Genomic DNA, 23388 nt, shown 5'->3' on the forward strand with positions numbered 1-23388 from the left:
GATCAGTCCGCGTCCCAAGGCAGCGACTCGTCGCCGGTCGCGGAGGATTCGGCGGGTGGCTTCTTCGCCGCTTTGCTCTTGGCGGGTGCCTTCGCCGCCGCCTTCTTCGCCGGCGTCTTGCCGTCTGCGGCAGTTTTGGCGGCAGCTGCCTTCGCCTTGGGCTTGGCGGCCGCCTTAGGCTTGCTCTTGGCTGCAGCCTTTTTCGCTGGTCCCTTCTTGCCGGTCTTTTCCGCCCGTTCGTTGAGCAGCTGGATCGCCCCTTCCAGCGTCACGCTCGACGGGTCCTTGCCCTTCGGCAGCGTGGCGTTGATCTTGCCGGTGTTGACATAGGGGCCGAAACGGCCGTCGCGCACGGTGATCTGGCCGCCGAGCTGCGGGTGTTCGCCGAGTGTCGCCAGAGCCGCCGGTTTGCCGCGACCGCGACCACCGTTCTCCTTCTTTTCGGCGATGACGGTAACGGCCCGGTTGAGCCCGACCTCGAACACGTCCTCGATGGTCTCGAGGTTCGCGTACATGCCGTCATGCTGCAGAAACGGACCATAGCGGCCGAGGCCAGCGAGAATCGGCTTGCCGCTCTCGGGATGAAGTCCCACCTCGCGCGGCAGCGACAAGAGCCGCAAAGCCTTTTCCAGATCGATCTCTGCCGGCTGCCAACCCTTGGGCAGGGACGAGCGCTTGGCCTCCTTGCCTTCGCCACGCTGGACATAGGGCCCAAAGCGGCCGCTGCGCAGCGTCACCGGGTCGCTGGTTTCCGGATCGACGCCCAGATCCTTGGGACCCTCTGCTTCATCGCCATTGCCGTTCCCCGAAAGGCTGGTGCCGAGCTGCCGGGTGAAGCCGCATTCGGGGTAGTTCGAGCAGCCGACGAAGGCGCCGAACTTGCCGAGCTTGAGCGATAGCTTGCCCTCGCCGCAGCGGGGGCAGGCGCGCGGCTCGGTGCCATCCTCCTTGGGCGGGAACACGAGCGGTCCGAGTTCCTCGTTCAGCGCGTCGAGGACATCGGTGACCCGCAACTCCTTGGTGCCGTCGACATGGGTCGAGAAGTTCTGCCAGAACTCGCGCAGAACGTCCTTCCAGGCCAATTTGCCGGCGGAGATGAGATCGAGCTTCTCTTCGAGTTCGGCGGTGAAATCGTACTCGACATAGCGCTCGAAGAAATTGTGCAGGAAGGCCGTGACCAACCGGCCCTTGGCCTCGGGCAGAAGCTTGCGCTTTTCATGCACGACGTAGTCGCGGTCCTGCAGCGTCTGCAGCGTCGAGGCGTAGGTCGAAGGACGGCCGATGCCGAGCTCTTCCATCCGCTTGATCAGGGAGGCCTCCGAGTAACGCGGCGGCGGCTCGGTGAAGTGCTGCGAGGCGTCGATGGCGCGTTTGGCGAGGTCGTCGTTCGCCAGAATCTCCGGCAGACGCGCCGAATCCTCGTCGTCATCGCCAGCATCCGGGGCGCGACTATCGTCGCGATGGTCGACATAGGCGCCGATGAAGCCGTCGAACTTGATCACCTGACCGGTCGCACGCAGCGTCGCGGTCTTGCCGCCACCGCTCGCGAAGATGTCGACGGTCGTGCGTTCGATTTCGGCCGAGGCCATCTGGCTGGCGATGCAGCGCTTCCAGATGAGGTCGTAGAGACGCGCCTGGTCGCGATCGAGATAGCGCTCGACATCCTTCGGCGCACGGCCGAACTCGGTCGGACGAATGGCCTCGTGCGCCTCCTGAGCGTTCTTGGCCTTGGTCGCGTAATAGCGCGGCTTCTCGGGGACGTAGCGCTCGCCGAAGCTGGCGCCGATGGATTGGCGCGCGTCCGCAACGGCCTCCGGCGCCATCTGCACGCCGTCGGTCCGCATATAGGTGATCAGGCCGACGGTCTCGCCGCCGACATCGACACCTTCGTAGAGCTTCTGCGCGACCTGCATGGTTCGCGAGGCCGAAAAGCCGAGCTTGGCGGAGGCGGCCTGCTGCAATGTCGAGGTGGTGAAGGGCGGGCCGGGATTGCGCTTCGTCGGCTTGGCTTCGACGCTGTCAACGCGGTAGGTCGCGCCTTCGAGCATCGAACGAACCACCGATGCGCGCTCCTCGTTGCCGATCGACAGCTTCTGCAGCTTCTCCCCGTCGAAAACCGTCAGGCGCGCCTTGAAGTCATCGCCGCGCGGCGTGGCGAGCTGGGCGGCGATCTGCCAGTATTCGTCCGTCTTGAAGCGCTCGATCTCGGCTTCCCGGTCGCAGATGAGCCGCAGCGCCACCGACTGGACCCGGCCGGCGGAGCGGGCGCCCGGCAGCTTGCGCCAGAGTACTGGCGACAGGGTAAACCCGACCAGATAGTCGAGTGCCCGGCGGGCGAGATAGGCATTGACCAGCGGTTCGTCGATCTCCCGCGGATTGGCCATGGCGTCGAGGACGGCCTTCTTGGTGATGGCATTGAAGACGACGCGGCTGACCGGCTTCTTGCCGATCGCCTTTTTCTGGCGCAGCACTTCCAGAACATGCCAGGAAATCGCTTCGCCTTCGCGATCGGGATCGGTGGCGAGGACGAGGCCGTCGGCGGCCCGAACCGCTTGGGCGATCTCCGTCAGCCGCTTCTGGGACGGTTTGGCGACCTCCCAGATCATCTCGAAATCCTCGTCCGGCCGCACGGACCCGTCTTTTGGCGGCAGATCGCGGACATGACCGTAGGAGGCGATAACCTTGTAGTTTCCGCCGAGATATTTGTTGATCGTCTTCGCTTTGGCAGGCGATTCAACGATGACGACATCCATAGATATTATGTCCTGGCAGGAGAAAGGTCATACCGGCAGCCGAATGCACAGCCGAAGATGGCGAGATTCCGACTGTCGACCGTCCCGTCACATGGACAGTCCGGCGCGGGCGGTCAACCCCGACGAGGACTACGTAAGATGGGCTTGCAACTATAGAGGGAATTTTTCTATAAATGCCTATCGTCAGGTGATCCGGGCTCCGCCACATCTGAACTGCCGATATCCTTGAGTTTCTGGAGTTTTGCCGTCCATGTCAGCCAATCCAACCGATCGACGGGAAAATCTCCAATATGTCCGTGATATGCTCGAGCAATTAAAGGTTGTGTCCGGGGCCAGGGAGGGGTCGATCCTCGGATATTTGATGGACATGGCGCGACTCGAGACAGAGCAACAGATCGGTTCGTCAGCCGAGACATCAAAGAAGCAGTGACACCCGGCCGTTGGCGTGCCGTTCAAGACGCCCAGCAAGATCGAGTTCAAGCAAGACCAACTGTACGGCGCCGGGCGACGATCCGGTGTGCGCAATGATGTCGTCGATATCGATGGGGGTCGTCCCCAGCGTTTCGACGATGCGCTCGCGTTCGCCTTCGGCGGGTTCATCGGCGGGGCCATTCCCCGCGGGCTCTTCCAACGCGACATCGCCGTCGTTCGGCGTCATCCGTGCGTCGAGGGGACGCAGTGCTGCGATGACATCTTCGGCATCCGTCGCCAGAATCGCACCCTCCTTGAGAAGGCCGTTGGTGCCGACCGCGCGCGGATCGAGCGGCGATCCGGGAACGGCGAAGACGAGCCGGCCCATTTCGGCGGACAAGCGGGCACTGATCAGGGAGCCCGACCGCGTGGCTGCTTCCACCACCAAAAGCCCGAGCGCCATCCCGGCAACCAGACGGTTGCGACGCGGAAAGTCCCTGGCACGCGGCTCCCAGCCGAATGGCATTTCGGAGATGAGGCAACCGTCGGCATCGACGATTTGTCGCATCAGTGGCCGGTTTTCGTTCGGATAGGGTCGGTCCAGGCCACCGGCGAAAACCCCCACCGTGCCGGTCGCAAGCGATGCCTCGTGCGCAGCGGCGTCGATCCCGCGGGCAAGCCCGGAAACAATGGAGTAGCCGGCGCGACCGAGTTCGACGGCAAACCGTCGGGTCAACTTGATGCCGGAGAGCGAGGCGTTGCGGGCACCGACGATGGCGACCGCCGGGCGCATCAGGACGTCCGTGCCGCCCATGACGGCCAGAACCGGCGGTGCCTGTTCCATGCGGCGCAGCAGGACCGGATAATCCGGCTCACCGAGGCAGACGAAGCGCGCGCTGAGCCGCTCGGCATTTGCCATCTCGTCTTCGATCGCCGCCAAGCTGGCCACGCGGATCTTGCGACCGCCGCGAGCCGCCAGGTCCGGCAGTGCCTCCAGCGCCGCCTCGGCGCCGCCGTAGCGATTGATGAGCGCGCGAAACGTGGCGGGGCCGACATTCTCGCTGCGGATCAGGCGCAGCCACGCGAGCCGCGTGGTCAGGGGGAGGTGGACGCCGGGCTTCTGAGCGTCCGTAAGAGTCACCCCTTCGCTCCGATCTTGCCTTCCTCACCGGAGAGCAGACGGCGGATATTGGCGTGGTGCTTGATATAGACCAGCAGCGTCAGCACTGCGGTAAGCGTCGCGGCCGTCTCGAAGCCGAGCGCGAAATAGGCGGGCGGCACCACCAGCGTCGCGGCGAGGGCGGCGAGGGACGAATAGCGAGAGAAATAAGCGACCGACAGCCAGACGGCCGCAAAGATCAGCACTCCAACTGGAGCGATGCCCAGCAAGATGCCGAGATAGGTGGCGACGCCCTTGCCGCCCTTGAAGCTCAGCCAGACCGGAAAAAGGTGGCCGAGGAAGGCACCAAGGCCAGCAAACGCGGCCGGCACGTCTCCCCAGATTGCCGCGGCGACGACAACGGGGACCGTCCCCTTCAGGATATCGCCCGCGAGCGTCAGTGCCGCCATCGGCTTGTTGCCGGTGCGCAACGCGTTGGTCGCGCCGATATTGCCCGACCCGATCTTGCGGATGTCGCCGAGGCCGAAAAGCCTCGCAAAGATCAGGCCGAACGGAATCGTACCGCAGAGATAACCACCGGCAAGCGCCGCCGCGATGATCAGACCCATCTCCCCTTCGCTCACCAAAAGACTCAACCCCCGTCCGTTTCGGTTGCAGAAAAGACTGTGCGGCCCGCAACGAAGGTTCGCAAGACCCGGCCCTGGAAGCGGGCGTTTTCGAATGCAGTGTTCTTCGAGCGCGAATGGATTGCTTCCTCGCTGAAGATGAAGGGCGCATCGAGGTCGACGAGCGCCATATCCGCCGGCCGGCCGGGAACGAGCGTGCCCCGGTCGAGACCCAGCAAGCCGGCTGGGGCCGAGGTCATCGACTCGATGATCCGAAACAGCGGGACATCGCCAGCGTGGTGCAACCGCAAGGCCGCGGGCAGGAGGGTTTCCAGACCGATGGCGCCGCTCTCGGCTTCGGCGAAGGGGCGGCGTTTGCCGTCGGCGTCCTGCGGATCGTGGGAGGAGACAATAATGTCGATCGTTCCGTCGGCCAGCGCGGCGACCATCGCGGAACGGTCGTCCTCGCCGCGCAACGGCGGAGACAGGCGAAAATAGGTCCGGTATTCGCCGATGTCGTTCTCGTTCAGCGACAGATGGTTGATCGAGACGCCGGCGCTCGCCCTGATGCCGCGCTGCTTGGCACGCCGTATGACCTCAGCCGATTCGCCAAGCGAAATCTTGGCCGCATGATAGCGGCAGGTCGTCAGGGCGGCGAGCCGCAGATCCCGCTCCAGCGGGATGATTTCGGCCTCGGCCGGCGCACCCGGCAGGCCGAGCCAGGAGGCGAGAAGGCCCTCGTTCATGACGCCGTCGCCGCTGAGCGCCGCGTCCTGGGTCTCGTGCATGACGAGCGCGTCGAAATCGCGCGCATACGTCATGATCCGGCGCAGCAGCGCCGGGTTCGCTATGGTCCGACGGCCGTCGGTGAAGGCGCGGACGCCCGCGTCCGACAGGAGGCCGATCTCGGTCATCTCCTCGCCCTTCAGGCCGCGGGTCAAAGCCGCGGCGGGAAAGACATTGACGGATGCGGTGTCGCGTGCGGTTCGCATGACGAATTCGGCGATGGCGACATCGTCGACCACCGGATTGGTGTCGGGCATGGTGAGGATCGACGTCACGCCGCCAGCCGCGGCCGCCGCGGAGGCCGACGCGATCGTCTCGCGGTGTTCGCCGCCGGGTTCGCCGATGAACACCCTCGCATCGACGAGGCCCGGCAAAAGCACGAGCCCACGCCCGTCGATTACCTCCGCGCCATCCGGCCGTCCCTGGTTCAGTGCATCGGCGCCTGACGCTGCTATCTGGCCGTCGGCGATCACGACCGACCCGACCGTGTCGAGCGATCGGGCCGGGTCGATGATTCGCACCTGTTCGATGACGAGGGGGCGAAGCGGGTCGCTCATATCGTATCCTCCGGACCGCCGATCAGGGCCTCCATCACGGCCATCCGAACGGCGACACCCATCTCGACCTGTTCCTCGATGACGCTTTGCGGTCCGTCGGCGATCTCGGAGGCGATCTCGACCCCCCGATTCATCGGCCCCGGATGCATGACCAGCGCATCCGGCTTGGCAATCTTCAGCTTGTCTGAGTCGAGGCCGAAATAGCGGAAATACTCGCGCACCGACGGCACGAAGGAGCCGGCCATGCGCTCGCGCTGGAGCCGCAGCATCATCACCACGTCGGCATCTTTCAGGCCGTCCGCCATCCGCCGGTGAACCTCGACGCCCATCTGCTCGATGCCGCGCGGCAAAAGAGTCGAGGGCGCGACGACCCGGACCTGAGCGCCCAGCGCGTTCAGCAGGAGAATGTTCGAGCGGGCGACGCGGCTGTGCAAGACGTCGCCGCAGATCGTCACGATGAGCCCCGCTATCCGCCCCTTTCGCCGCCGGATGGTCAGGGCGTCGAGCAACGCCTGGGTCGGGTGCTCATGGGCTCCGTCGCCGGCATTGACCACGGAACAGGCCACCTTCTGGGCGAGCAGCGCGACGGCGCCCGCCGAGTGGTGCCGCACGACGAGAATATCAGGTCGCATGGCGTTCAGCGTCATCGCCGTGTCGATCAGCGTCTCGCCCTTTTTGACGGAGGAGTTCGCGACCGACATGTTCATAACGTCGGCGCCGAGACGCTTGCCGGCGAGTTCGAACGAGGCCTGGGTTCGGGTAGAGGCCTCGAAGAAGAGATTGATCTGGGTCCGCCCCTTGAGGGTCGACTTTTTCTTGTCTCGGCGGCGGCCGACTGCGACCTCCGCTTCGGCCAAATCGATCAACTGCTCGATCTCGTGCGGTTGCAGGCTGGCAATGCCGAGAAGGTGTCGCTGGGAAAATGCGGGAGAGGAAGGGGTCGCGTTCATAAAAACCACGCCTATAGGCAATCGCGGGTTTTGCGGCAAGGATCGTCATGGCGAGCCAACCGAACGAGGAGGCTGATATGGCCGAAACGACATTACAGACCCATGATGTGGTCAACCAGTCTTCCGATTACGCCGGCTTCAATGCTTTTCGAAGCGACCCGCTGCTGAGGCATCTTGCGGCGGAGTTCGGCGACGCGACGCTCCTGGCGCTGGAGCAGCATGGGCGGTTTTGCGGTTCCGCCGAGGCCCACGACCTTGCCCGCCTCGCCAATACCGAACCGCCGAAGTTGCGCCGTTTCGACGAGAAGGGACGTCGGCTGGAACTCGTCGACTATCATCCTGCCTATCATGCGCTGATGCGCCGCTCGATCGCGGACGGCTTGCATGCGTCGCTGTGGAGCGGTCCGGTCGAGGAGGAGGGCTTTCGCCACCGTGCCCGAGCGGTGCGCTTCTATATGACGGCTGGCGTTGAATGCGGTCATCTATGCCCGATAACGATGACCAGCGCGGCGGTCGCGCCTCTCGCCGCAGCGCCGGAGGTGCGGGAGGCGTGGCTGCCGGCAATCGCGACCCGGCAGTACGACCCCGGCGTCAAGCCGCCGCTGACCAAGGCAGGCGTCACGCTCGGCATGGGAATGACGGAGAAGCAGGGCGGGACGGACGTTCGCGCCAATACGTCGCGGGCGGTCGACATCGGAAACGGCCGCTACCGCATCACCGGCCACAAATGGTTCATGTCCGCGCCGATGTCGGATGCTTTCCTTGTTCTCGCACAGACCGCCGACGGCCCGACCTGCTTCCTGATGCCGCGGCGGCGCGACGACGATATGCTCAACGGCCTTTTCATCCAGCGGCTCAAGGACAAGCTCGGCAACCGCTCCAACGCTTCGGCGGAGGTCGAATTCATCGATGCCGAGGCGGTCCGGATCGGCGATTCGGGGAGGGGCGTCCGCACGATCATCGACATGGTCACGCTGACCCGGCTCGATTGTGCGCTTGCCTCCGCCGGCCTGATGCGAGGCGCGCTCGCCGAGGCGGTACATCATTGCCGCGAGCGTCAGGTGTTCGGCAATGTCCTGGTCGATCAGCCTCAGATGATCAGGGTGCTCGCTGACATGGCCCTGGACGTCGCCGGTGCGACGGCGCTGTCGTTGCGCCTGGCCGAGTCCTTCGACCGTCGCTCGCAGGATGGCGACGGCGCCGCCGAGGCGGCCTGGGCGCGGGTCATGACGCCGGTGACGAAATATTGGGTCTGCAAGCTGGCGCCCGCGCTCACCTACGAAGCGATGGAGTGCCTCGGCGGCAACGGTTATGTGGAGGATGGGCGGCTCGCCAGAGCTTATCGGGAGGCGCCGGTGAACGCCATCTGGGAAGGCTCGGGCAACGTCATGGCGCTCGATCTCGCCCGGGTGCTGCGGCAGGACCCGGATGCCTTCGAGACGGTAATCGGGCTGATCGAAACGGATCTGGGCGTCACGGCGGGCGGCACGCCAGGCGTCCTGCGGGCCGCGCTGTCGATGGCCCTGTCCGACGAAGGCGCATGCCGGCTGTTTGCCGAGCAACTGGCGCTCGCCGGCGCGGCTGCCGCGTTGCGTCGTCTGAACGCCGCGCGCGCCGCTGATGCCTTCGTCGATACGCGGCTCGGCGGCGTGTTCCGCCACACCTACGGGATGCTCGATCTGCGTCACGACTCCCGCGCCATCGTCGATAATCTTTATCCACCGATCCGCTGACGACGGTATACCTCGGGTTTTTGCGGCAACCCTATGGGGAGTTGGAAGTTATTCCAGAACCGGAGAGAAATCGGGGGAGTGGCCCGGAGCCATTAAGGTTAACGTTCGGTATCGGTTGCGGCGAAGGGAGCGGATCGCGAGACTGGGCGTTAATGAACTGGTAACCATGACGTAGGGAGGCACCCATGCGCCGTTTGGCGACGACCCTGGCACTGAGTGCCTGGACGGGGTTCACCGCTCTCACAGGCCTGCGCCTCGCTCAAGAGGCAGGGATGCTCGGAGGTCTGCCGGGTGACGGGTGGGGCGGCCTGCTGGCCCTGATGCCCAATCCCCTTGATCTCGGCCTGCTTCCGCATCAGGCGCTCGCCTTCGCTGCGATGTTCGCCGCATTGGCGATCGGTTTCGGCGTGGGGATTGCCGGCCTGAACGTATCGTCGGTGGCCGCCGCGCGCAGGGCCGAGCCCATCGCCGGTGCCGTGCTTGTAGCGCTTGTCGCCCTTTACGCATCGACGGCACTGATGGGTTCGCCGGTCGCCGAGGTCTTCGGGGAGGGGCCGGGCTTCCTCGTCTCAGTAGCGTTCACATTTGGAGCGCTGCTGTTCGACCATCTGATGGAAGTCGACGAGGACGGCGCCGACGACGCGACGTTCGAGACGATACTCCAGTCCATTCGGGCAGCCGAGCGCAGGGCGTTGATCGAAAATCAGCGGTCGTCGAAATTCGAAGAAAGCGATGGCCACTGATGCGTAAGCTTCTCGCCCTTTGGCTCGGCCCGCTGGCGTTCTTCTGGGGCTGGTATTTCCTGTCGCTCAACGATCTGGGCGGGGTGTTCTTCTCCCGCGCGCTGCATGATCAAGTCTTCAACATGTATGGGACCATGCTGGGGATCGAGCCGACTGCCATTCCCGGCATGATCGCCGAGGCCCTTGTCGTCGACAGTCTGATTCTCGGGGCCATCGTCGCATTTCGCAAGCGTCGCAAGATCGCCGCGTGGTGGGAGAACCGCCGAGCATCCGAGCCGAATGCATTTGCGGCGCCTGCCTACGTCGCCTATGGCCGCAGCGACGAAAGCCTGTCCAGCGCGCCCTGAAGGATGAAGGCAGCAGCAGCCGAATCGATCCGCTCGGCGCGTTTGCGGCGCGAGACGTCCGCTTCCAGCAAGCCGCGTTCCGCTGCCACCGTCGACAGCCGCTCGTCCCAAAGAAGCACCGGACGCGGGTCGAACTGCGCGTAATTGCGCACGAAAGCCCGGGTCGACTGGACGCGAGGCCCCTCGGAGCCGTTCATATTGAGGGGCAGGCCGACCACGATGCCAGCGACGCGTTCGCTGTCCAGAGCGGCCAACAGGGCCTTGGCGTCGATCGTGAACTTGACCCGCCGGATTACCTTGCGCGGCGTCGCGAAGCCTTGTCCGAGATCCGAGACGGCGAGCCCGATGGTCTTGGTTCCGAGGTCGATACCAGCGATCGTTGCACCTTCCGGCACATTTGCGGCGAACTCATCGATTGCGAGGATGGGCATTCCAAATCCTTGACCGTTCCGCCTTTACGCGCAGTTAGCACGGCGAGCGCAGACTATGGCAAACCGCCGGGTTTTCCTTCCACGGCAAGGAGCAGCTTCATGAAGATCACCTATTTCGGCCATTCCGCATTTCGAATCGAGACGGCCGCTTCGGTTATCCTGATCGACCCGTTTCTCACGGGAAATCCGCATTTCAAGGGCGATCTGGCAGCGGCGGCCGAAGGCGTGACGCATATCGTGCTCAGCCACGGCCACGCCGATCATGTCGGCGATACGGTGGAACTGGCGAAGCGACACGGCTGCAAGATCGTGGGCAATTACGAGCTGGTGAACTGGCTGGGCAAGCAGGGCGCCGAGAACGGCGAAGGGGGAAACACCGGCGGCACGATCGCCTTCGGCGATTTTACCGTGACTTTCACACAAGCGTTCCATTCGTCCGGCCATGTCGAGGAGGACGGGACGGTGACCTATCTCGGCATGCCAAACGGCCTCGTCTTCCATTTCGACGACGGGCCGACGGTCTATCATATGGGCGACACCGACATTTTCGCCGACATGGCGCTGATCGAGGAGCTGCACGCGCCGAAGATCGCGATGGTGCCTATCGGCGACCGCTTCACCATGGGGGCGGCTGTGGCGGCCTTGGCCTGCCGACGCTACTTCAACTTCGATACGATCATGCCAATCCACTGGGGCACCTTCCCCATGCTCGACGCGACGCCGGACAAGTTCATCGAAGCGATGGAAGGGGAGGCCAGCAAGGTCCGCAATCCGGCGATCGGAGAAGCCTTCGGGGTCTGAGGGGTTCTGCCGTCAGACCCTCCTTCGACCAGCGTGAGGATGATGGACGGGACGCGCCGTTGCCTCGTGCCGGCCACGCCGCTATAGCTCGCGAAAATCTTGTCACAACCATAGGGCCGCAATGTCCGTCGATACCAATACCGTCCGCCGGGTCGCCCGGCTGGCCCGAATCGCCGTTACCGACGACGACGTCGCAGCCATGGAGGGCGAACTCAACGCCATCCTCGGCTTCGTGGAGCACCTCGGTGAGGTCGACGTCGAAGGCGTCGAGCCGATGACTTCGGTGATCCCGATGGCAATGAAGAAGCGCGCCGATGTCGTCACCGACGGGGCGAAGGTCGACGACATCATGGCCAATGCCCCGGTGAGCGACGACCATTTCTTCGTCGTGCCGAAGGTGGTGGAATAGCCGGCGATGGCCGTTACGATCGCGGTGGAAACGCCGCTCCAGGATGAAGTGCGGACGCTGGTTGCCAGCCTCAATGGCTATCTGCAACCACTCTCGCCCCCGGAGTTTCAATTCCAGCTGACCGCCGAACAGATGGCGGATGCGGATACCACCGTGTTTGTAATGCGCGACGACACCGGCGAAGCGGTCGGGATCGGGGCGTTGAAAGTGCATGATGCGACGCTTGGCGAGATCAAGCGAATGTTCACGACACCAGCCGTGCGTGGCACTGGTGCGGGCTGGAAAATTCTGCGGGCGATCGAAGCCAAGGCTCGCGACCTCGGTCTTGGCCGGCTGGTTCTCGAAACCGGGTCGACCACGGGCTTCGAACCGGCCTGGGCGCTGTACGAGCGCTCGGGTTTCACGCCTTGCGGTCCAGTCCTCGATTATCCGGATTCCGCCTACAATTGCTTTTATGAGAAGACCCTGACCTGATGAATGATCTGACTTCACTGACCATAGCGGAAGCACGCGGCAAGCTGGCGTCGAAGGACATCGGCGCCGTCGAACTGACGGACGCCTATCTGGCCGCCATCGACCAGGCCAATGGCGCGCTCAATGCCTATGTCGCGGTGACGGCCGATAAGGCGCGCGACATGGCGAAGGCGTCCGACGCGCGCTTGGCCAAGGGCGAGGGCGGGGCGCTCGAAGGCATTCCGCTCGGCATCAAGGATCTGTTCGCGACCGAAGGTATCCACACCCAGGCCTGCAGCCACATTCTCGACGGCTTCAAGCCGCGCTACGAATCCACCGTCACGGCCAATTTGTGGGCTGACGGCGCGGTAATGCTCGGCAAGCTCAACATGGACGAGTTCGCCATGGGCTCGTCGAACGAGACGTCCTATTACGGCCCGGTCAAGAACCCTTGGCGGAAGAAGGGTTCCAACCTCGACCTCGTGCCCGGCGGCTCGTCCGGCGGATCGGCCGCGGCGGTGGCGGCGCATCTTTGCGCCGGTGCGACGGCGACCGACACCGGCGGCTCCATCCGCCAGCCGGCCGCCTTCACCGGCACGGTCGGCATCAAGCCCACCTACGGGCGCTGCTCGCGCTGGGGCACCGTCGCCTTTGCCTCCTCGCTCGACCAGGCCGGGCCGATTGCCCGTGATGTCCGCGACGCGGCGATCCTGTTGAAATCGATGGCCTCCGTCGATGCGAAGGACACGACATCGGTCGACCGTGACGTGCCGGACTATGAGGCAGCGATCGGCCGCTCCGTGAAGGGGCTCAGGATCGGCATCCCGAAGGAATACCGGGTGGACGGCATGCCGGGCGAGATCGAAACCCTTTGGCAGCAGGGTGTCGCCTGGCTGAAGGACGCTGGCGCCGAGATCGTCGACGTCTCGCTGCCGCATACGAAATACGCGCTTCCAGCCTATTACATCGTCGCGCCGGCCGAGGCGTCGTCCAATCTGGCGCGCTATGACGGCGTGCGCTACGGCCTGCGCGTGCCGGGCAAGGACATCGCGGATATGTACGAGAAGACCCGCGCCGAGGGATTCGGCCGCGAGGTCAAACGCCGAGTCATGATCGGCACCTATGTGCTCTCATCCGGCTATTACGATGCCTATTACCTGCGGGCGCAAAAAGTCCGGACGTTGATCAAACGCGATTTCGAGACCGTCTATGCCGACGGCATCGACGCGCTGCTGACGCCGGCGACGCCCTCGGCGGCCTTCGGCATCGCCGACCAGGAAATGGCCTCAGATCCGGTGAAAATGTATCTCAACGACATCTTCACGGTCACCGTGAACATGGCGGGTCTGCCGGGAATTGCGGTGCCGGCCGGACTGACTGGCGACGGACTGCCGCTGGGACTCCAATTGATCGGTCGGCCGTTCGACGAGGAAACGTTGTTCGCGCTCGGTCATGTCATCGAGCAGGCGGCCGGACGGTTCGAGCCGGCCAAGTGGTGGTAACATCAACGAGAGCTCGCAATTCACCCGTCAGTGCCCAGACCGCTTCTTCCTCTGAAAGCCGACCATGACCCTCATCGACACCCGCACACCCGATCCGAAGAACTTCATCTCCGGTGCTACCGGCGACTGGGAGATCGTCATCGGCATGGAGGTTCACGCCCAGGTCTCGTCGGAAGCCAAGCTGTTTTCCGGCGCTTCCGCCGAATATGGCGGCGAGGCGAATAACCACGTCAGCCTCGTCGACGCGGCGATGCCCGGTATGCTGCCGGTGATTAATGAGGAGTGCGTGCGCCAGGCAGTCCGCACCGGGCTTGGCCTCAAGGCCGAGATCAAGCATCGCTCGGTGTTCGACCGGAAGAATTATTTCTATCCGGATCTGCCGCAGGGCTACCAGATTTCGCAGTTCAAGGATCCGATCGTCGGGGAGGGGGTCGTCAGCGTCTCGGTCGGACCGAACTCCAAGGGCGAGTTCGAGGAGATCGAGGTGGGTGTCGAACGGCTGCACCTGGAACAGGACGCCGGCAAGTCGATGCACGACCAGCATCCGACCATGTCATTCGTCGACCTCAACCGATCGGGCGTCGCGCTGATGGAGATCGTTTCCAAGCCCGACATGCGCTCGGCCGACGAGGCGAAGGCCTATCTGACCAAGCTGCGCACTATCCTGCGCTATCTCGGCACCTGCGACGGCAATATGGACGAAGGCTCGATGCGCGCCGACGTCAATGTCTCGGTGCGCCGTCCCGGCGGCGCCTTCGGTACCCGCTGCGAGATCAAGAACGTCAACTCGATCCGCTTCGTCGGCCAGTCGATCGAAGCGGAGGCCCGGCGTCAGATCGCGATCATCGAGGACGGCGGCACGATCGACCAGGAGACGCGGCTGTTCGATCCGGTCAAGGGCGAGACGCGGGCGATGCGCACCAAGGAAGACGCGCATGACTACCGCTATTTCCCCGATCCGGACCTGTTGCCGCTGGAATTCGACCAGGCCTATATCGACGCGCTGCTGAAGGAACTGCCGGAGCTCCCCGACGACAAGAAGAACCGGCTGATCAAGGATGCCGGGCTGTCGCCCTACGACGCCTCCATCCTCGTTTCCGAAAAGGCGATCGCCGACTACTTCGAGAAGGTGGCCGACGGCCGCGACGCCAAGCAGGCCGCCAACTGGACGATCAACGACCTGCTCGGGGCGCTGAACAAGGCCGGCAAGGGGATCGACGAATCGCCCATCTCGGCCGAGCAGCTCGGCGCGATCCTCGACCTGATCCGCGAAGGCACGATCTCAGGCAAGATCGCCAAGGACCTCTTCGAGATCGTCTGGAACGAGGGTGGTGATCCCAAGCAACTCGTCGACGAGCGCGGCATGAAGCAGGTGACCGACACCGGCGCGATCGAAAAGGCGGTGGACGAGGTGATTGCCGCCAATCCCGACAAGGTCAGCCAGGCCATGGCCAAGCCGACGATGGCCGGCTGGTTCGTCGGCCAGGTGATGAAGGCAACTGGCGGCAAGGCCAACCCCCAAGCGGTGAACGCGCTGGTCAAGGCCAAGCTCGGGCTCGAATGACGCCGTTCTTCATCCGCACGGCCGGACCGCGCGATCTTCAGGCGATCAGCGATCTGCTTCGCGAGACCTGGCACGCGACCTATGACGGCATCTACGGCGCGGCGCGGGTGTCGGAACTCACCGCGTCGTGGCATTCGGTGGATGCGCTGAAGCCACGGCTCGGCCGGCTGAATTCCGAGTTCCTGGTCGCTGACGACGGCGGGCGGCTTGGCGGCATGGCCTTTGCCGCCGCGACCGAAGGAAACGGCAGGACAATCGTCCTGCACCAACTCTACGTTCGGCCTGGCTGCCAGCGGGCCGGCATCGGTCGGAGCCTGCTGGCCGAGATCGAGGAATGCTTCCCGCAGGCCGAGCGGCTGCGGCTTGAGGTCGAGGAGGCCAACGAACCGGCGATCCGATTCTACCGGAGCGCGGGATTCGCATGTACGGGATCGACCGCCAATTGCTGCGACGACACATCGGGAATCCCCGCCGCGGTCTATGAAAAGCGCCTGACCTGACCGCTCGCGGCCGGGTGGACATTTTTCCCCGGCGGCAGCATAACGAGCCCGCATCGCGGCGGCGCGCATCGCGGCGGCCAGCATCGAGACGGATTGAGATCCCCATGAAGGAATGGCTGCTTCAGATCTTCACCTGGTGGAACGGTCAGACGATCGGCACCCGGTTTTTCACCTGGCGGTTCGGCCGGAGCCTCGGCGAGGATCATCTGGGCAATGTCTATTACCAGAACGCGGACGGCTCCAAGCGCTGGGTGATCTACAACGGTCCAGCGGACGCGTCGGCCATTCCTCCCGGCTGGCATGGCTGGATGCACCACCGTGTCGATACGCCACCGTCGTCAGAGGACTACGTCCCTCGTAGCTGGCAGAAGCCGCACCAGCCGAACCATACCGGCACCCCCTTGGCGTACCGGCCCAAAGGCTCGCTGCTCAATCCGGCGGAGCGTCCGCGTGTCACCGGAGACTACGACGCCTGGACGCCGTAATCGACAGAGAGGCGCGTTGTCCATCCAGACTGCCGATGGACCGGCACCGTTCCTATTTCCCGGTCTGCCCTGCGTCGGCAAAATGGCGCCGGTTTCAAACGCTCAATTCTCTGCCGTAATCGTCTGGCACAGAGTGGTGTGGTCATGTCGGGATAGCGGCTTTCGACACGTCGAGGAAGATTTGATGAATAACCGTATTCTGAGTTCGATCTTGGTCGCCGCGACCCTTGGTTTGGGGATCTCGCCGGCGGCGGCGCAGGAACGCGTCTCGAACCCGGTCGCGGTGTTTTCCGGTCTCGACAAAATCACCGGTCGGATCACCAGTTTCGACGTCTATATCGACGAGACGGTCCAGTTCGGTGCGCTGCAGGTCACGCCGAAAGTCTGCTACAGCAGCGCCGAGGGACAGATCGCCAAGACCGACGCGTTTGTGCAGGTCGACGAGATAACGTTGCAGCGCGATATCCGGCAAATTTTTTCCGGCTGGATGTTCGCCGATTCCCCCGGTCTCAACGCCGTTGAACACCCAGTCTACGATGTCTGGTTGAAGAGCTGTAAGAGCGATTCGGCCGTTCCCGCTCCCGAGGGGTAAAAGGTCGCATCCTCGGAGACCGCTTCCGCCAGAAGCACCTGATAGGCATCGCGATGCACCTCGATTGCGCCGAACGAGGCGAGATGATCGGTCAGGAACTGCGTGTCGAGCAGGCGGTAGCCGCCGCGGCTGAGGCGCTCCCACAGATAGGCGAGCGCGATCTTCGAGGCGTCGGTCCGGCGTGAGAACATGCTCTCACCAAAGAACGCCGCGCCGAGCGAAACGCCATAGAGTCCCCCGACCAACTCCTCCCCCTCCCAGACCTCGACGGAATGCGCGAAGCCTTCGCGAAACAGCGACAGGGTCAGCGATCGAATCTGAGAGTTGATCCAGGTCTGCGACCGGCCGGGGGCGGCCTCGGCGCAGCCATCGACCACGGCCGGGAAGGCGGTGTCCACCCGGATCTCGAACGGAGCGCGCCGGATCGTCTTGCGCAGGCTCCGCGACAGATGAAACTCGTCGAGCGGCAATATCCCGCGCTCGGTCGGGTCGATCCAGAAAATGCCGGGATCGTCGGCGGTTTCCGCCATCGGAAAGATCCCGCAGGCATAGGCTTTCAAAAGAATGCTCGGCGTGATCTCGAACCGCTGTCCGCCGCGCCGGACCATGGTGTCAATCCATCGCCTTCGCGGCGAGATAGTTTTCCAGCCAATGGATGTCGTAGTCGCCGGTGCCGATGTCGGGGTTGTCGACCAGGTCACGGAACAGCGGCAGCGTCGTCTTGACCCCATCGACGACGATCTCGTCCAACGCTCGGCGTAGCCGCATCATGCATTCGGCGCGGTTGCGGCCATGCACGATCAGCTTGCCGATCAGGCTGTCGTAGAAAGGCGGAATCTTGTAGCCCTGATAGACGCCGGAATCGACCCGCACGCCCAGGCCGCCAGGCATATGATAATGCGTGATCTCACCGGGTGAGGGAGCGAAGGTCTTCGGATCCTCGGCATTGATCCGGCATTCGATGGCATGGCCGGAGAACTGAATCTCGGATTGTTTAATGGACAGTCCTTGACCGCTCGCCACACGAATCTGTTCATGTACGAGGTCGAGACCGGTGATGGCCTCGGTCACGGGGTGCTCGACCTGCAGACGGGTGTTCATTTCGATGAAATAGAACTCGCCGTTTTCATAGAGAAATTCGATCGTCCCCGCGCCCCGATAACGAAGCTCGGACATGGCGTTCGCGCAGACACTGCCGATCCTTGCGCGCTGCGCATCGTCGAGTGCGGGCGAGTTCGCCTCTTCCCAGACCTTTTGATGGCGCCGCTGTAGCGAGCAGTCGCGCTCGCCAAGATGGATGGCATTGCCGGCTCCGTCGCCGAAAACCTGCACCTCGATATGGCGCGGCTTTTGCAGATATTTCTCGAGATAGACCGCGTCGTCGCCGAAGGCCGATCCCGCTTCGGCGCGGGCGGTCGCCAGCGCGTTGGAAAGGTCGCCAGCCGAGTGCGCGACCTTCATGCCACGTCCGCCGCCGCCGGCGGATGCCTTGACCAGTACGGGGAAGCCGATGTCGTTGGCGATTTTCAAAGCTTCGTCGTCGTCGGTCACCGCACCCGGCGAGCCGGGAACGACTGGGATGCCGAGGCGCTTGGCCGTGCGCTTGGCCTCGATCTTGTCGCCCATGATCCGGATATGGTCGGCGGTTGGGCCGATAAAGGTGACGTTATGCGCCTCGAGAATGTCGGCGAAGCGGGCATTTTCGGACAGAAAACCATAGCCGGGATGAACCGCGTCGGCGCCCGATATTTCACAGGCGGCGACGATCTGGGGAATATTGAGATAACTGTCGCGCGCCGGCGGTGGCCCGATGCACACGCTTTCATCGGCAAGCCGCACATGCATCGCCGTGTTGTCGGCGGTCGAATGCACCGCGACCGTCGAGATGCCGAGTTCCTTGCAGGCGCGCAGAACTCGCAGTGCGATCTCGCCGCGATTGGCAATCAGAACCTTCTTGACCATCCCGTGCCCCTCAAGCGACCACGACGAGCGGCTCGCCGTATTCCACTGGCTGGGCATTCTCGACCAGGATCTTGACGACCTTGCCGGCCCGCGGTGCCGGGATCTGGTTCATCGTCTTCATTGCTTCGATGATCAGCAGCGTTTCGCCTTCCGCGACCTGCTGGCCGATTTCAATGAAATGCCGGCCCCCAGGGGCGGATGAGAGATAAACTGTTCCGACCATGGGCGAGGGGACAGTGCCGGGCTCCGGACCGGTAGAGGCAGGTGCGTTGACAGGGGATACTCCGGATTGCGACGCCACAGGCGCCGGCTGACCGTGCTCGGGAGATGGAGCGTAGGTCAAAGCCTGGGGATGACCGACCACGTAGTCCTTTTGGCGCGACACCCGGACACGGAGCGTACCGTGCTCGACCTCGATCTCGGTGAGGTCAGTGTCGTTCAGGATTGTCGCCAGCTCGCGAACGAGGGCGGAGTCCACATTGTTTTCTGCGTTCGACATTCCGGTCCTTCGGCCCCTTCGGGCTCGCTTTTATCGAAGACGTGCTTTGAGTGCGGTGATGGCGAGTTCGTAACCAACCGGCCCAAACCCCACGATCATCCCAACCGCGATCGGGGCAATCAGGCTCTTATGCCGGATTTCCTCGCGCGCATGGATGTTCGAGATATGGACCTCGACCACTGGTTTGCCAAAAAAACGGAGCGCGTCGTGAATGGCCAGGGAGGTATGCGTGTAGGCGCCGGCATTGATGATGATCGCCGCGGCGGCGTCTCGCGCCTCCTGTATCCACTCGACCAATTCGCCTTCATGGTTCGATTGCCGAAACACGATTTCGAATCCGGCTTCCGTACCCGCTGCCTCGCACCGGGTCTGAACGTCCGCAAGTGTCGCGGACCCATAGATCTCAGGCTCTCTGAGGCCAAGGGTATTCAAATTGGGTCCGTTGAGGATGTAGATCGTCGGGGTCATCGATCCTCGGTGGGTTCAACAATCACGTACGGCGCCCGCACGGCTTGCAAATCCCTATAGTGCGATAGCTGGCGCGGGGAAAGCGCCACCTATCGCGTTTCCTCGTCATCCAAAGGATTCAGCAGTTCGCACTGCCGCATTTTCGAACATTGGCGATGGTGGCGGTCAGATCCGCCACGCCAACGGCACCAGGCAGCACCTTGTCCGCGATGACGTAGGAGGGCGTGCCATTGATCGCCAGCCCTTGGGCAAGTTGATCCGCCTCCTGCAGGGCCGCCTTGACGGCCGAGGACCCCATCACCGGCCGCAGTTGTTCCTCGCTGATACCAAAACCCTCCGCCACCGTCAGCGCTTTGGCCTCGTCGGCGACTCCCCGTCCGGCAAGTAGGTCACGATGGAACGCGGCATATTTTTCGGGAGCAAGTTCACGGAATGCCAGACTGACGGTCGCCGCTTCGAGCGACTGCGGGCCGAGCACCGGAATTTCCTTGAGGATGAAACGCACATTGGGGTCATTCTCGACCAGCGCGTCCATATCCGCCATCGCCCTTTTGCAGAAACTGCAATTGTAGTCGAAAAATTCGACCACGGTGACATCGCCGTCGGGATTGCCCAGAGTCGTGCCTTCGGGCGTTTCGAACAGTGCCGGCCCAGTGTCGGTAATCGCCTTCTTCTGGGAGGCCAGCTGCTGCGCTGATCGCTTGATCTCCAGCGCGTCCATCACCTCCAGAAGAACCTCGGGGTTCGTCACCAGATAGTCATGAACGATCTCTTCGATAGCCCGGCTCTCGGCCTCGTCGAAGGATGTCTGTGCCGGCTTTGCGGTCATCGTTTGCTGGGCGCTGGCGGGCACGGCGAATGCGATCGCCAGTGCGGCGGCGGCGAGGAGCTTGATTTTGGTCACGAGGAGGCGGTTCCTTCTGGATCGTCAGCGGATCTTGGTCTGGATGATGTCTTGGGCCTTCAGCCATGCTGGGGAGCCTGGCTTCAATTTCTGCTGGGCCCGCGTCGCGAAAATCTTCGCCTGACGGAAAGACCCACCGTGCCAGTAGCCCTCTGCGGTGGCAAGCTCCGCGCGACCGACATCGCCGAGGCGGCCATAGGCCATGGCGAGAAATCGATAAGCGACGGAGTTGACCGGGTCGCTTTGCAGGCCGGATTGGATCAAATCCACAGCCTTGTCCATTTGCGAGCGATCCCCGCCAGTGACGAGCGCCTGTCCGACCTCAGCCTTGAGGATGCCCGAGCCGCTCTTGTCGAGCTTGACGGCCTTGGAGAACGCGGCTGCCGCTTCCTGCCAGCGACCGGCATCCATCAAAATCTCGCCGCGCATCTCGTGAAACCACGGGCTGTTCGGCTGGGCCGCAATCAGCGCCTCGATCTTTTGCAGGGCGGTCGCAGGGGAACCGGACAGATGCGTCGCGATGGCGTCGCCATACAGTGCGGCCAGACCGCGCGGATTGCGGGCGAACAGCCGCCGAACCTCCGACGCTCCCCCATTGTAGGCGACGATCTTGGCTCGTGCCAGATCATGCCGCTGAGCCAGGCCCGGCGAATCCTGGCGACTGAAATCGGGACTTTCCTGCGCGACCTGCTTCAAGGCCGCAATACGCTCGCGCGGCAAAGGATGCGACGACAGATAGTTGCCCGAGCGTCCGCTGGCGAAAAGATTGTTGCGATCGAGGGTCTCGAAGGTCTCCAGAAGCCCTTTTCCCGACTGGCCGGTCTTGCGCAGATAGGTCAGCGCAGCCCGGTCGGCGGTCGATTCCTCGCCGCGCTGATAGCTGAGCAGCCCCCGTCGCGCGAGATCGCCGCCGCCGGCCATAAGACCCGCACCGGCTTGGGCCGCCCCGCGCGCGCCTGATGACGCACCGGCCACAGCGACGCCAGCGCCGAGCAGTCCGGCCACGATGGCGATCGTCTTGGCACGTTCCAATTGCTGGCGCAGTCGCTGTTGGTGGCCGCCCGCCAGATGCCCGATCTCGTGCGCGAGAATGCCGATCAGCTGGTTGGGAGTTTCGGTCGCTATGATCGCCCCGGTGTTGACGAAAATCCGGCGACCGGCGACGAAGGCGTTGAAGCTGCCGGAATTGACCAGGACGATCTCGATGCCCGAGCGGGATAATCCCGCCGCCTTGAGGATCGGCCGCGCGTACTCGCCGATCAGCGCTTCGATCTCGGCGTCCCGGACCACGGGAAGACTGGCTTTTTCACTTCGCGCGGCCTCGGCCGCGACCGGGGCCAGCGCGACGGCAAGGGCGACGGCGATCGCGGTCAAACGGGCCGACAGACGGCGGGGCGACAAATTCATGCTAGGTCCTCTTCCAAACCCGGCCATTCAAGCGGATATCCTCCCCGGATCAAGGGGCCAAACTCCGCTGTTCCGGCATTCTAATCCGGCGAATTCGAGGCGAAACAGGAATGAAACAGTGTCCGATCTGCTCACAATGACGGCATCCCGGCGGTCGGACATCGATCCGTTTCGCGCGATGGACGTGCTGGCCGAGGCCAACCGGATGATCGCACAAGGAGATTCGGTCCTCTCGCTGGCTGTCGGGCAACCGGCGGCGCCGGCACCGGAGATCGCGCGCGCTGCGGCGCGGCGTATGCTCGATCATGGCCGCATCGCCTATACGGACGCTCTCGGCCGGCGCGATTTGCGCGAGCGGATCGCGCGGCATTATGCCGAGGCTTACGGGCAGTCGCTCGACGCGGACCGAATCATGGTCACGACCGGCTCGTCGGCTGGTTTCAACCTCGCTTTTCTCGCCGCCTTCGACCCCGGTGATCGAATCGCCATCGCCGCCCCCGGCTATCCCGCCTATCGCAACATCCTGCGCGCGCTCGGTCTGGTTCCGGTGGAAATCGAAGTCGATCGGTCGACCGAATACGTGTTTACGGCCGAGCATCTACGCAGCGCGCATGAGGCCGGCCCGGTTGCCGGCGTCCTCGTGGCAAGCCCGGCGAATCCGACAGGCACCATGACGCCGCGCGAGGAACTGCGTCGGCTGGTCGAATATGCGGACGCTGAGGGCATCCGGTTCATTTCGGACGAAATCTATCATGGCCTAGCCTATGGCAAGGCGGAGGCGACGGCGCTCGAATTCTCGCAGCGACCGATCGTCGTCAACTCATTCTCGAAATACTACTGCATGACCGGTTGGCGGATCGGCTGGCTGGTGCTGCCGCCGGACCTGATGCGCGCGGCCGAGCGAATTGGCCAGAGCCTTTATATCTCGGCGCCCGAGCTTTCGCAGGTCGCCGCAACGGCCGTCTTCGATGCGAGAGACGAGCTGGATCGGGTTCGCGATGGCTATGTGCGCAACCGTGATCTTCTGATCGATCGCCTGCCATCGCTCGGGTTCCGTGACATCGCACCGATCGACGGCGCCTTCTATGCCTATGCGGCCATCCCAGAGGGTGAGGCGAGTTCGACCGCCTTCGCCAAGGCCATCCTCGAAAACTGCCATGTCGCGATCACCCCCGGCACGGACTTCGATCCACGCCGCGGGGAGGGGTTCGTTCGGCTATCCTATGCCTGCGACCACGCGACGCTCAGCGAAGCTCTGGAGCGAATCGCGGCGAACTCCGCCCGGTAGGTGCAAGCCAGCCTCGCTTGCCAACAGAAACGGGCGGCCCCTTGCGAGGTCGCCCGTTGTCTTTGTGGGTTGCGTTGGAAGGCCAAACCCGACCGGCGCGCCGTGCCGCGCAGCCGGA

General features: G+C 63.8%; 23 protein-coding genes and 1 pseudogene. 12 read left to right on the forward strand and 12 right to left on the reverse strand.

The window, feature by feature from the left end:
* Positions 1 to 2 precede the first annotated feature (2 nt).
* The 5 genes from topA to VQ045_RS00675 form a co-directional block, all read right to left on the reverse strand.
* Positions 3 to 2753: a type I DNA topoisomerase gene (gene topA, locus VQ045_RS00655; protein WP_331828819.1), complete on the reverse strand. Its 2751-nt coding sequence runs from the start codon at positions 2751 to 2753 to the stop codon at positions 3 to 5.
* A 415-nt stretch (positions 2754 to 3168) separates the two neighbouring features.
* On the reverse strand, positions 3169 to 4305 hold the full coding sequence (gene dprA, locus VQ045_RS00660) for a DNA-processing protein DprA (RefSeq protein WP_327622243.1): 1137 nt from the start codon (positions 4303 to 4305) through the stop codon (positions 3169 to 3171).
* Entirely contained in the window at positions 4302 to 4892 is a 591-nt protein-coding gene (plsY, locus tag VQ045_RS00665; RefSeq protein ID WP_327646675.1) for a glycerol-3-phosphate 1-O-acyltransferase PlsY, read from the reverse strand. The genes dprA and plsY overlap by 4 nt, the downstream gene beginning before the upstream one ends.
* Positions 4893 to 4915: 23 nt before the next feature.
* Complete coding sequence (locus tag VQ045_RS00670; RefSeq protein WP_327646674.1) at positions 4916 to 6232, reverse strand: dihydroorotase; 1317 nt, start codon at positions 6230 to 6232, stop codon at positions 4916 to 4918.
* A complete protein-coding gene (locus tag VQ045_RS00675; RefSeq protein ID WP_327646673.1) occupies positions 6229 to 7182 on the reverse strand; it encodes an aspartate carbamoyltransferase catalytic subunit in 954 nt (317 codons plus the stop codon). The genes VQ045_RS00670 and VQ045_RS00675 overlap by 4 nt, the downstream gene beginning before the upstream one ends.
* Before the next feature lie 77 nt (positions 7183 to 7259).
* Here VQ045_RS00675 and VQ045_RS00680 point away from each other — a divergent pair, with 77 nt between their 5' ends.
* The 3 genes from VQ045_RS00680 (at position 7260) to VQ045_RS00690 (ending at position 10005) form a co-directional block, all read left to right on the forward strand.
* Positions 7260 to 8915, forward strand: a complete 1656-nt coding sequence (locus VQ045_RS00680; protein WP_331828820.1) for an acyl-CoA dehydrogenase family protein — start codon at positions 7260 to 7262, stop codon at positions 8913 to 8915.
* Positions 8916 to 9100: 185 nt separating this feature from the next.
* Positions 9101 to 9658 carry a hypothetical protein gene (locus VQ045_RS00685; RefSeq protein ID WP_331828821.1) on the forward strand — a complete coding sequence of 186 codons (558 nt, stop codon included), beginning with the start codon at positions 9101 to 9103 and terminating at the stop codon, positions 9656 to 9658.
* Entirely contained in the window at positions 9658 to 10005 is a 348-nt protein-coding gene (locus VQ045_RS00690) for a DUF6105 family protein (protein ID WP_327622238.1), read from the forward strand. Before VQ045_RS00685 ends, VQ045_RS00690 begins: the two co-directional genes overlap by 1 nt.
* On the opposite strand, the gene ruvX is transcribed toward VQ045_RS00690, so the two are convergent.
* On the reverse strand, positions 9966 to 10436 hold the full coding sequence (ruvX, locus tag VQ045_RS00695; protein WP_327622237.1) for a Holliday junction resolvase RuvX: 471 nt from the start codon (positions 10434 to 10436) through the stop codon (positions 9966 to 9968). The genes VQ045_RS00690 and ruvX overlap by 40 nt on opposite strands.
* 99 nt (positions 10437 to 10535) lie before the next feature.
* On the opposite strand from ruvX, the gene VQ045_RS00700 reads away from it, so the two are divergent.
* The 8 genes and pseudogenes from VQ045_RS00700 to VQ045_RS00735 all read left to right on the forward strand — a co-directional run.
* The gene (locus tag VQ045_RS00700; RefSeq protein WP_327622236.1) at positions 10536 to 11237 is read left to right on the forward strand and encodes a metal-dependent hydrolase; all 702 of its coding nucleotides are present in this window, start codon (positions 10536 to 10538) and stop codon (positions 11235 to 11237) included.
* 121 nt (positions 11238 to 11358) lie between these two features.
* Positions 11359 to 11646, forward strand: coding sequence for an Asp-tRNA(Asn)/Glu-tRNA(Gln) amidotransferase subunit GatC (gatC, locus tag VQ045_RS00705; RefSeq protein WP_327622235.1), 288 nt, complete (start codon positions 11359 to 11361; stop codon positions 11644 to 11646).
* A gap of 6 nt (positions 11647 to 11652) precedes the next feature.
* Positions 11653 to 12120, forward strand: a complete 468-nt coding sequence (locus VQ045_RS00710; protein WP_327622234.1) for a GNAT family N-acetyltransferase — start codon at positions 11653 to 11655, stop codon at positions 12118 to 12120.
* Positions 12120 to 13601, forward strand: coding sequence for an Asp-tRNA(Asn)/Glu-tRNA(Gln) amidotransferase subunit GatA (gene gatA, locus VQ045_RS00715; protein WP_327622233.1), 1482 nt, complete (start codon positions 12120 to 12122; stop codon positions 13599 to 13601). Before VQ045_RS00710 ends, gatA begins: the two co-directional genes overlap by 1 nt.
* 64 nt (positions 13602 to 13665) lie before the next feature.
* Entirely contained in the window at positions 13666 to 15165 is a 1500-nt protein-coding gene (gene gatB / locus VQ045_RS00720) for an Asp-tRNA(Asn)/Glu-tRNA(Gln) amidotransferase subunit GatB (protein WP_327622232.1), read from the forward strand.
* Positions 15162 to 15665, forward strand: a complete 504-nt coding sequence (locus VQ045_RS00725; protein ID WP_327622231.1) for a GNAT family N-acetyltransferase — start codon at positions 15162 to 15164, stop codon at positions 15663 to 15665. Before gatB ends, VQ045_RS00725 begins: the two co-directional genes overlap by 4 nt.
* Positions 15666 to 15769: 104 nt before the next feature.
* On the forward strand, positions 15770 to 16150 hold the full coding sequence (locus tag VQ045_RS00730; protein ID WP_327622230.1) for an NADH:ubiquinone oxidoreductase subunit NDUFA12: 381 nt from the start codon (positions 15770 to 15772) through the stop codon (positions 16148 to 16150).
* Positions 16151 to 16397: 247 nt separating this feature from the next.
* Positions 16398 to 16742 (forward strand): annotated as a pseudogene (locus VQ045_RS00735) (DUF2155 domain-containing protein); the annotation flags it as partial.
* Here the strand turns inward: VQ045_RS00735 and aat are convergent.
* The 6 genes from aat to VQ045_RS00765 all read right to left on the reverse strand — a co-directional run bounded on the left by aat (position 16682) and on the right by VQ045_RS00765 (position 21982).
* Positions 16682 to 17350, reverse strand: coding sequence for a leucyl/phenylalanyl-tRNA--protein transferase (aat, locus tag VQ045_RS00740; protein WP_327622227.1), 669 nt, complete (start codon positions 17348 to 17350; stop codon positions 16682 to 16684). The pseudogene VQ045_RS00735 and the gene aat overlap by 61 nt on opposite strands.
* Before the next feature lie 4 nt (positions 17351 to 17354).
* Entirely contained in the window at positions 17355 to 18704 is a 1350-nt protein-coding gene (gene accC, locus VQ045_RS00745) for an acetyl-CoA carboxylase biotin carboxylase subunit (protein WP_327622226.1), read from the reverse strand.
* Between the two features lie 10 nt (positions 18705 to 18714).
* Positions 18715 to 19203: an acetyl-CoA carboxylase biotin carboxyl carrier protein gene (gene accB, locus VQ045_RS00750; protein ID WP_327622225.1), complete on the reverse strand. Its 489-nt coding sequence runs from the start codon at positions 19201 to 19203 to the stop codon at positions 18715 to 18717.
* A gap of 30 nt (positions 19204 to 19233) precedes the next feature.
* Complete coding sequence (gene aroQ / locus VQ045_RS00755; RefSeq protein ID WP_327646659.1) at positions 19234 to 19671, reverse strand: type II 3-dehydroquinate dehydratase; 438 nt, start codon at positions 19669 to 19671, stop codon at positions 19234 to 19236.
* 118 nt (positions 19672 to 19789) lie between these two features.
* Positions 19790 to 20575 carry a DsbA family protein gene (locus VQ045_RS00760; RefSeq protein ID WP_331828822.1) on the reverse strand — a complete coding sequence of 262 codons (786 nt, stop codon included), beginning with the start codon at positions 20573 to 20575 and terminating at the stop codon, positions 19790 to 19792.
* Between the two features lie 24 nt (positions 20576 to 20599).
* The gene (locus VQ045_RS00765) at positions 20600 to 21982 is read right to left on the reverse strand and encodes a M48 family metalloprotease (RefSeq protein WP_327646657.1); all 1383 of its coding nucleotides are present in this window, start codon (positions 21980 to 21982) and stop codon (positions 20600 to 20602) included.
* A gap of 136 nt (positions 21983 to 22118) precedes the next feature.
* Here VQ045_RS00765 and VQ045_RS00770 point away from each other — a divergent pair, with 136 nt between their 5' ends.
* Positions 22119 to 23270: a pyridoxal phosphate-dependent aminotransferase gene (locus VQ045_RS00770; RefSeq protein WP_331828906.1), complete on the forward strand. Its 1152-nt coding sequence runs from the start codon at positions 22119 to 22121 to the stop codon at positions 23268 to 23270.
* The last annotated feature ends 118 nt before the right edge of the window (positions 23271 to 23388 follow it).

The organism is Aurantimonas sp. E1-2-R+4, assembly GCF_036549515.1.
GTDB classification, from domain to species: Bacteria; Pseudomonadota; Alphaproteobacteria; order Rhizobiales; family Rhizobiaceae; genus Aurantimonas; species Aurantimonas coralicida_A.

Excerpts from the sequence above, each read along its gene's own strand:
- topA (WP_331828819.1), bottom strand. The coding sequence starts at position 2,753 with ATGGATGTCGTCATCGTTGAATCGCCTGCCAAAGCGAAGACGATCAAC.
- plsY (WP_327646675.1), bottom strand. The coding sequence starts at position 4,892 with ATGGGTCTGATCATCGCGGCGGCGCTTGCCGGTGGTTATCTCTGCGGT.
- VQ045_RS00670 (WP_327646674.1), bottom strand. The coding sequence starts at position 6,232 with ATGAGCGACCCGCTTCGCCCCCTCGTCATCGAACAGGTGCGAATCATC.
- VQ045_RS00675 (WP_327646673.1), bottom strand. The coding sequence starts at position 7,182 with ATGAACGCGACCCCTTCCTCTCCCGCATTTTCCCAGCGACACCTTCTC.
- VQ045_RS00680 (WP_331828820.1), top strand. The coding sequence starts at position 7,260 with ATGGCCGAAACGACATTACAGACCCATGATGTGGTCAACCAGTCTTCC.
- VQ045_RS00685 (WP_331828821.1), top strand. The coding sequence starts at position 9,101 with ATGCGCCGTTTGGCGACGACCCTGGCACTGAGTGCCTGGACGGGGTTC.
- VQ045_RS00690 (WP_327622238.1), top strand. The coding sequence starts at position 9,658 with ATGCGTAAGCTTCTCGCCCTTTGGCTCGGCCCGCTGGCGTTCTTCTGG.
- ruvX (WP_327622237.1), bottom strand. The coding sequence starts at position 10,436 with ATGCCCATCCTCGCAATCGATGAGTTCGCCGCAAATGTGCCGGAAGGT.
- VQ045_RS00700 (WP_327622236.1), top strand. The coding sequence starts at position 10,536 with ATGAAGATCACCTATTTCGGCCATTCCGCATTTCGAATCGAGACGGCC.
- gatC (WP_327622235.1), top strand. The coding sequence starts at position 11,359 with ATGTCCGTCGATACCAATACCGTCCGCCGGGTCGCCCGGCTGGCCCGA.
- VQ045_RS00710 (WP_327622234.1), top strand. The coding sequence starts at position 11,653 with ATGGCCGTTACGATCGCGGTGGAAACGCCGCTCCAGGATGAAGTGCGG.
- gatA (WP_327622233.1), top strand. The coding sequence starts at position 12,120 with ATGAATGATCTGACTTCACTGACCATAGCGGAAGCACGCGGCAAGCTG.
- gatB (WP_327622232.1), top strand. The coding sequence starts at position 13,666 with ATGACCCTCATCGACACCCGCACACCCGATCCGAAGAACTTCATCTCC.
- VQ045_RS00725 (WP_327622231.1), top strand. The coding sequence starts at position 15,162 with ATGACGCCGTTCTTCATCCGCACGGCCGGACCGCGCGATCTTCAGGCG.
- VQ045_RS00730 (WP_327622230.1), top strand. The coding sequence starts at position 15,770 with ATGAAGGAATGGCTGCTTCAGATCTTCACCTGGTGGAACGGTCAGACG.
- aat (WP_327622227.1), bottom strand. The coding sequence starts at position 17,350 with ATGGTCCGGCGCGGCGGACAGCGGTTCGAGATCACGCCGAGCATTCTT.
- accC (WP_327622226.1), bottom strand. The coding sequence starts at position 18,704 with ATGGTCAAGAAGGTTCTGATTGCCAATCGCGGCGAGATCGCACTGCGA.
- accB (WP_327622225.1), bottom strand. The coding sequence starts at position 19,203 with ATGTCGAACGCAGAAAACAATGTGGACTCCGCCCTCGTTCGCGAGCTG.
- aroQ (WP_327646659.1), bottom strand. The coding sequence starts at position 19,671 with ATGACCCCGACGATCTACATCCTCAACGGACCCAATTTGAATACCCTT.
- VQ045_RS00765 (WP_327646657.1), bottom strand. The coding sequence starts at position 21,982 with ATGAATTTGTCGCCCCGCCGTCTGTCGGCCCGTTTGACCGCGATCGCC.
- VQ045_RS00770 (WP_331828906.1), top strand. The coding sequence starts at position 22,119 with ATGACGGCATCCCGGCGGTCGGACATCGATCCGTTTCGCGCGATGGAC.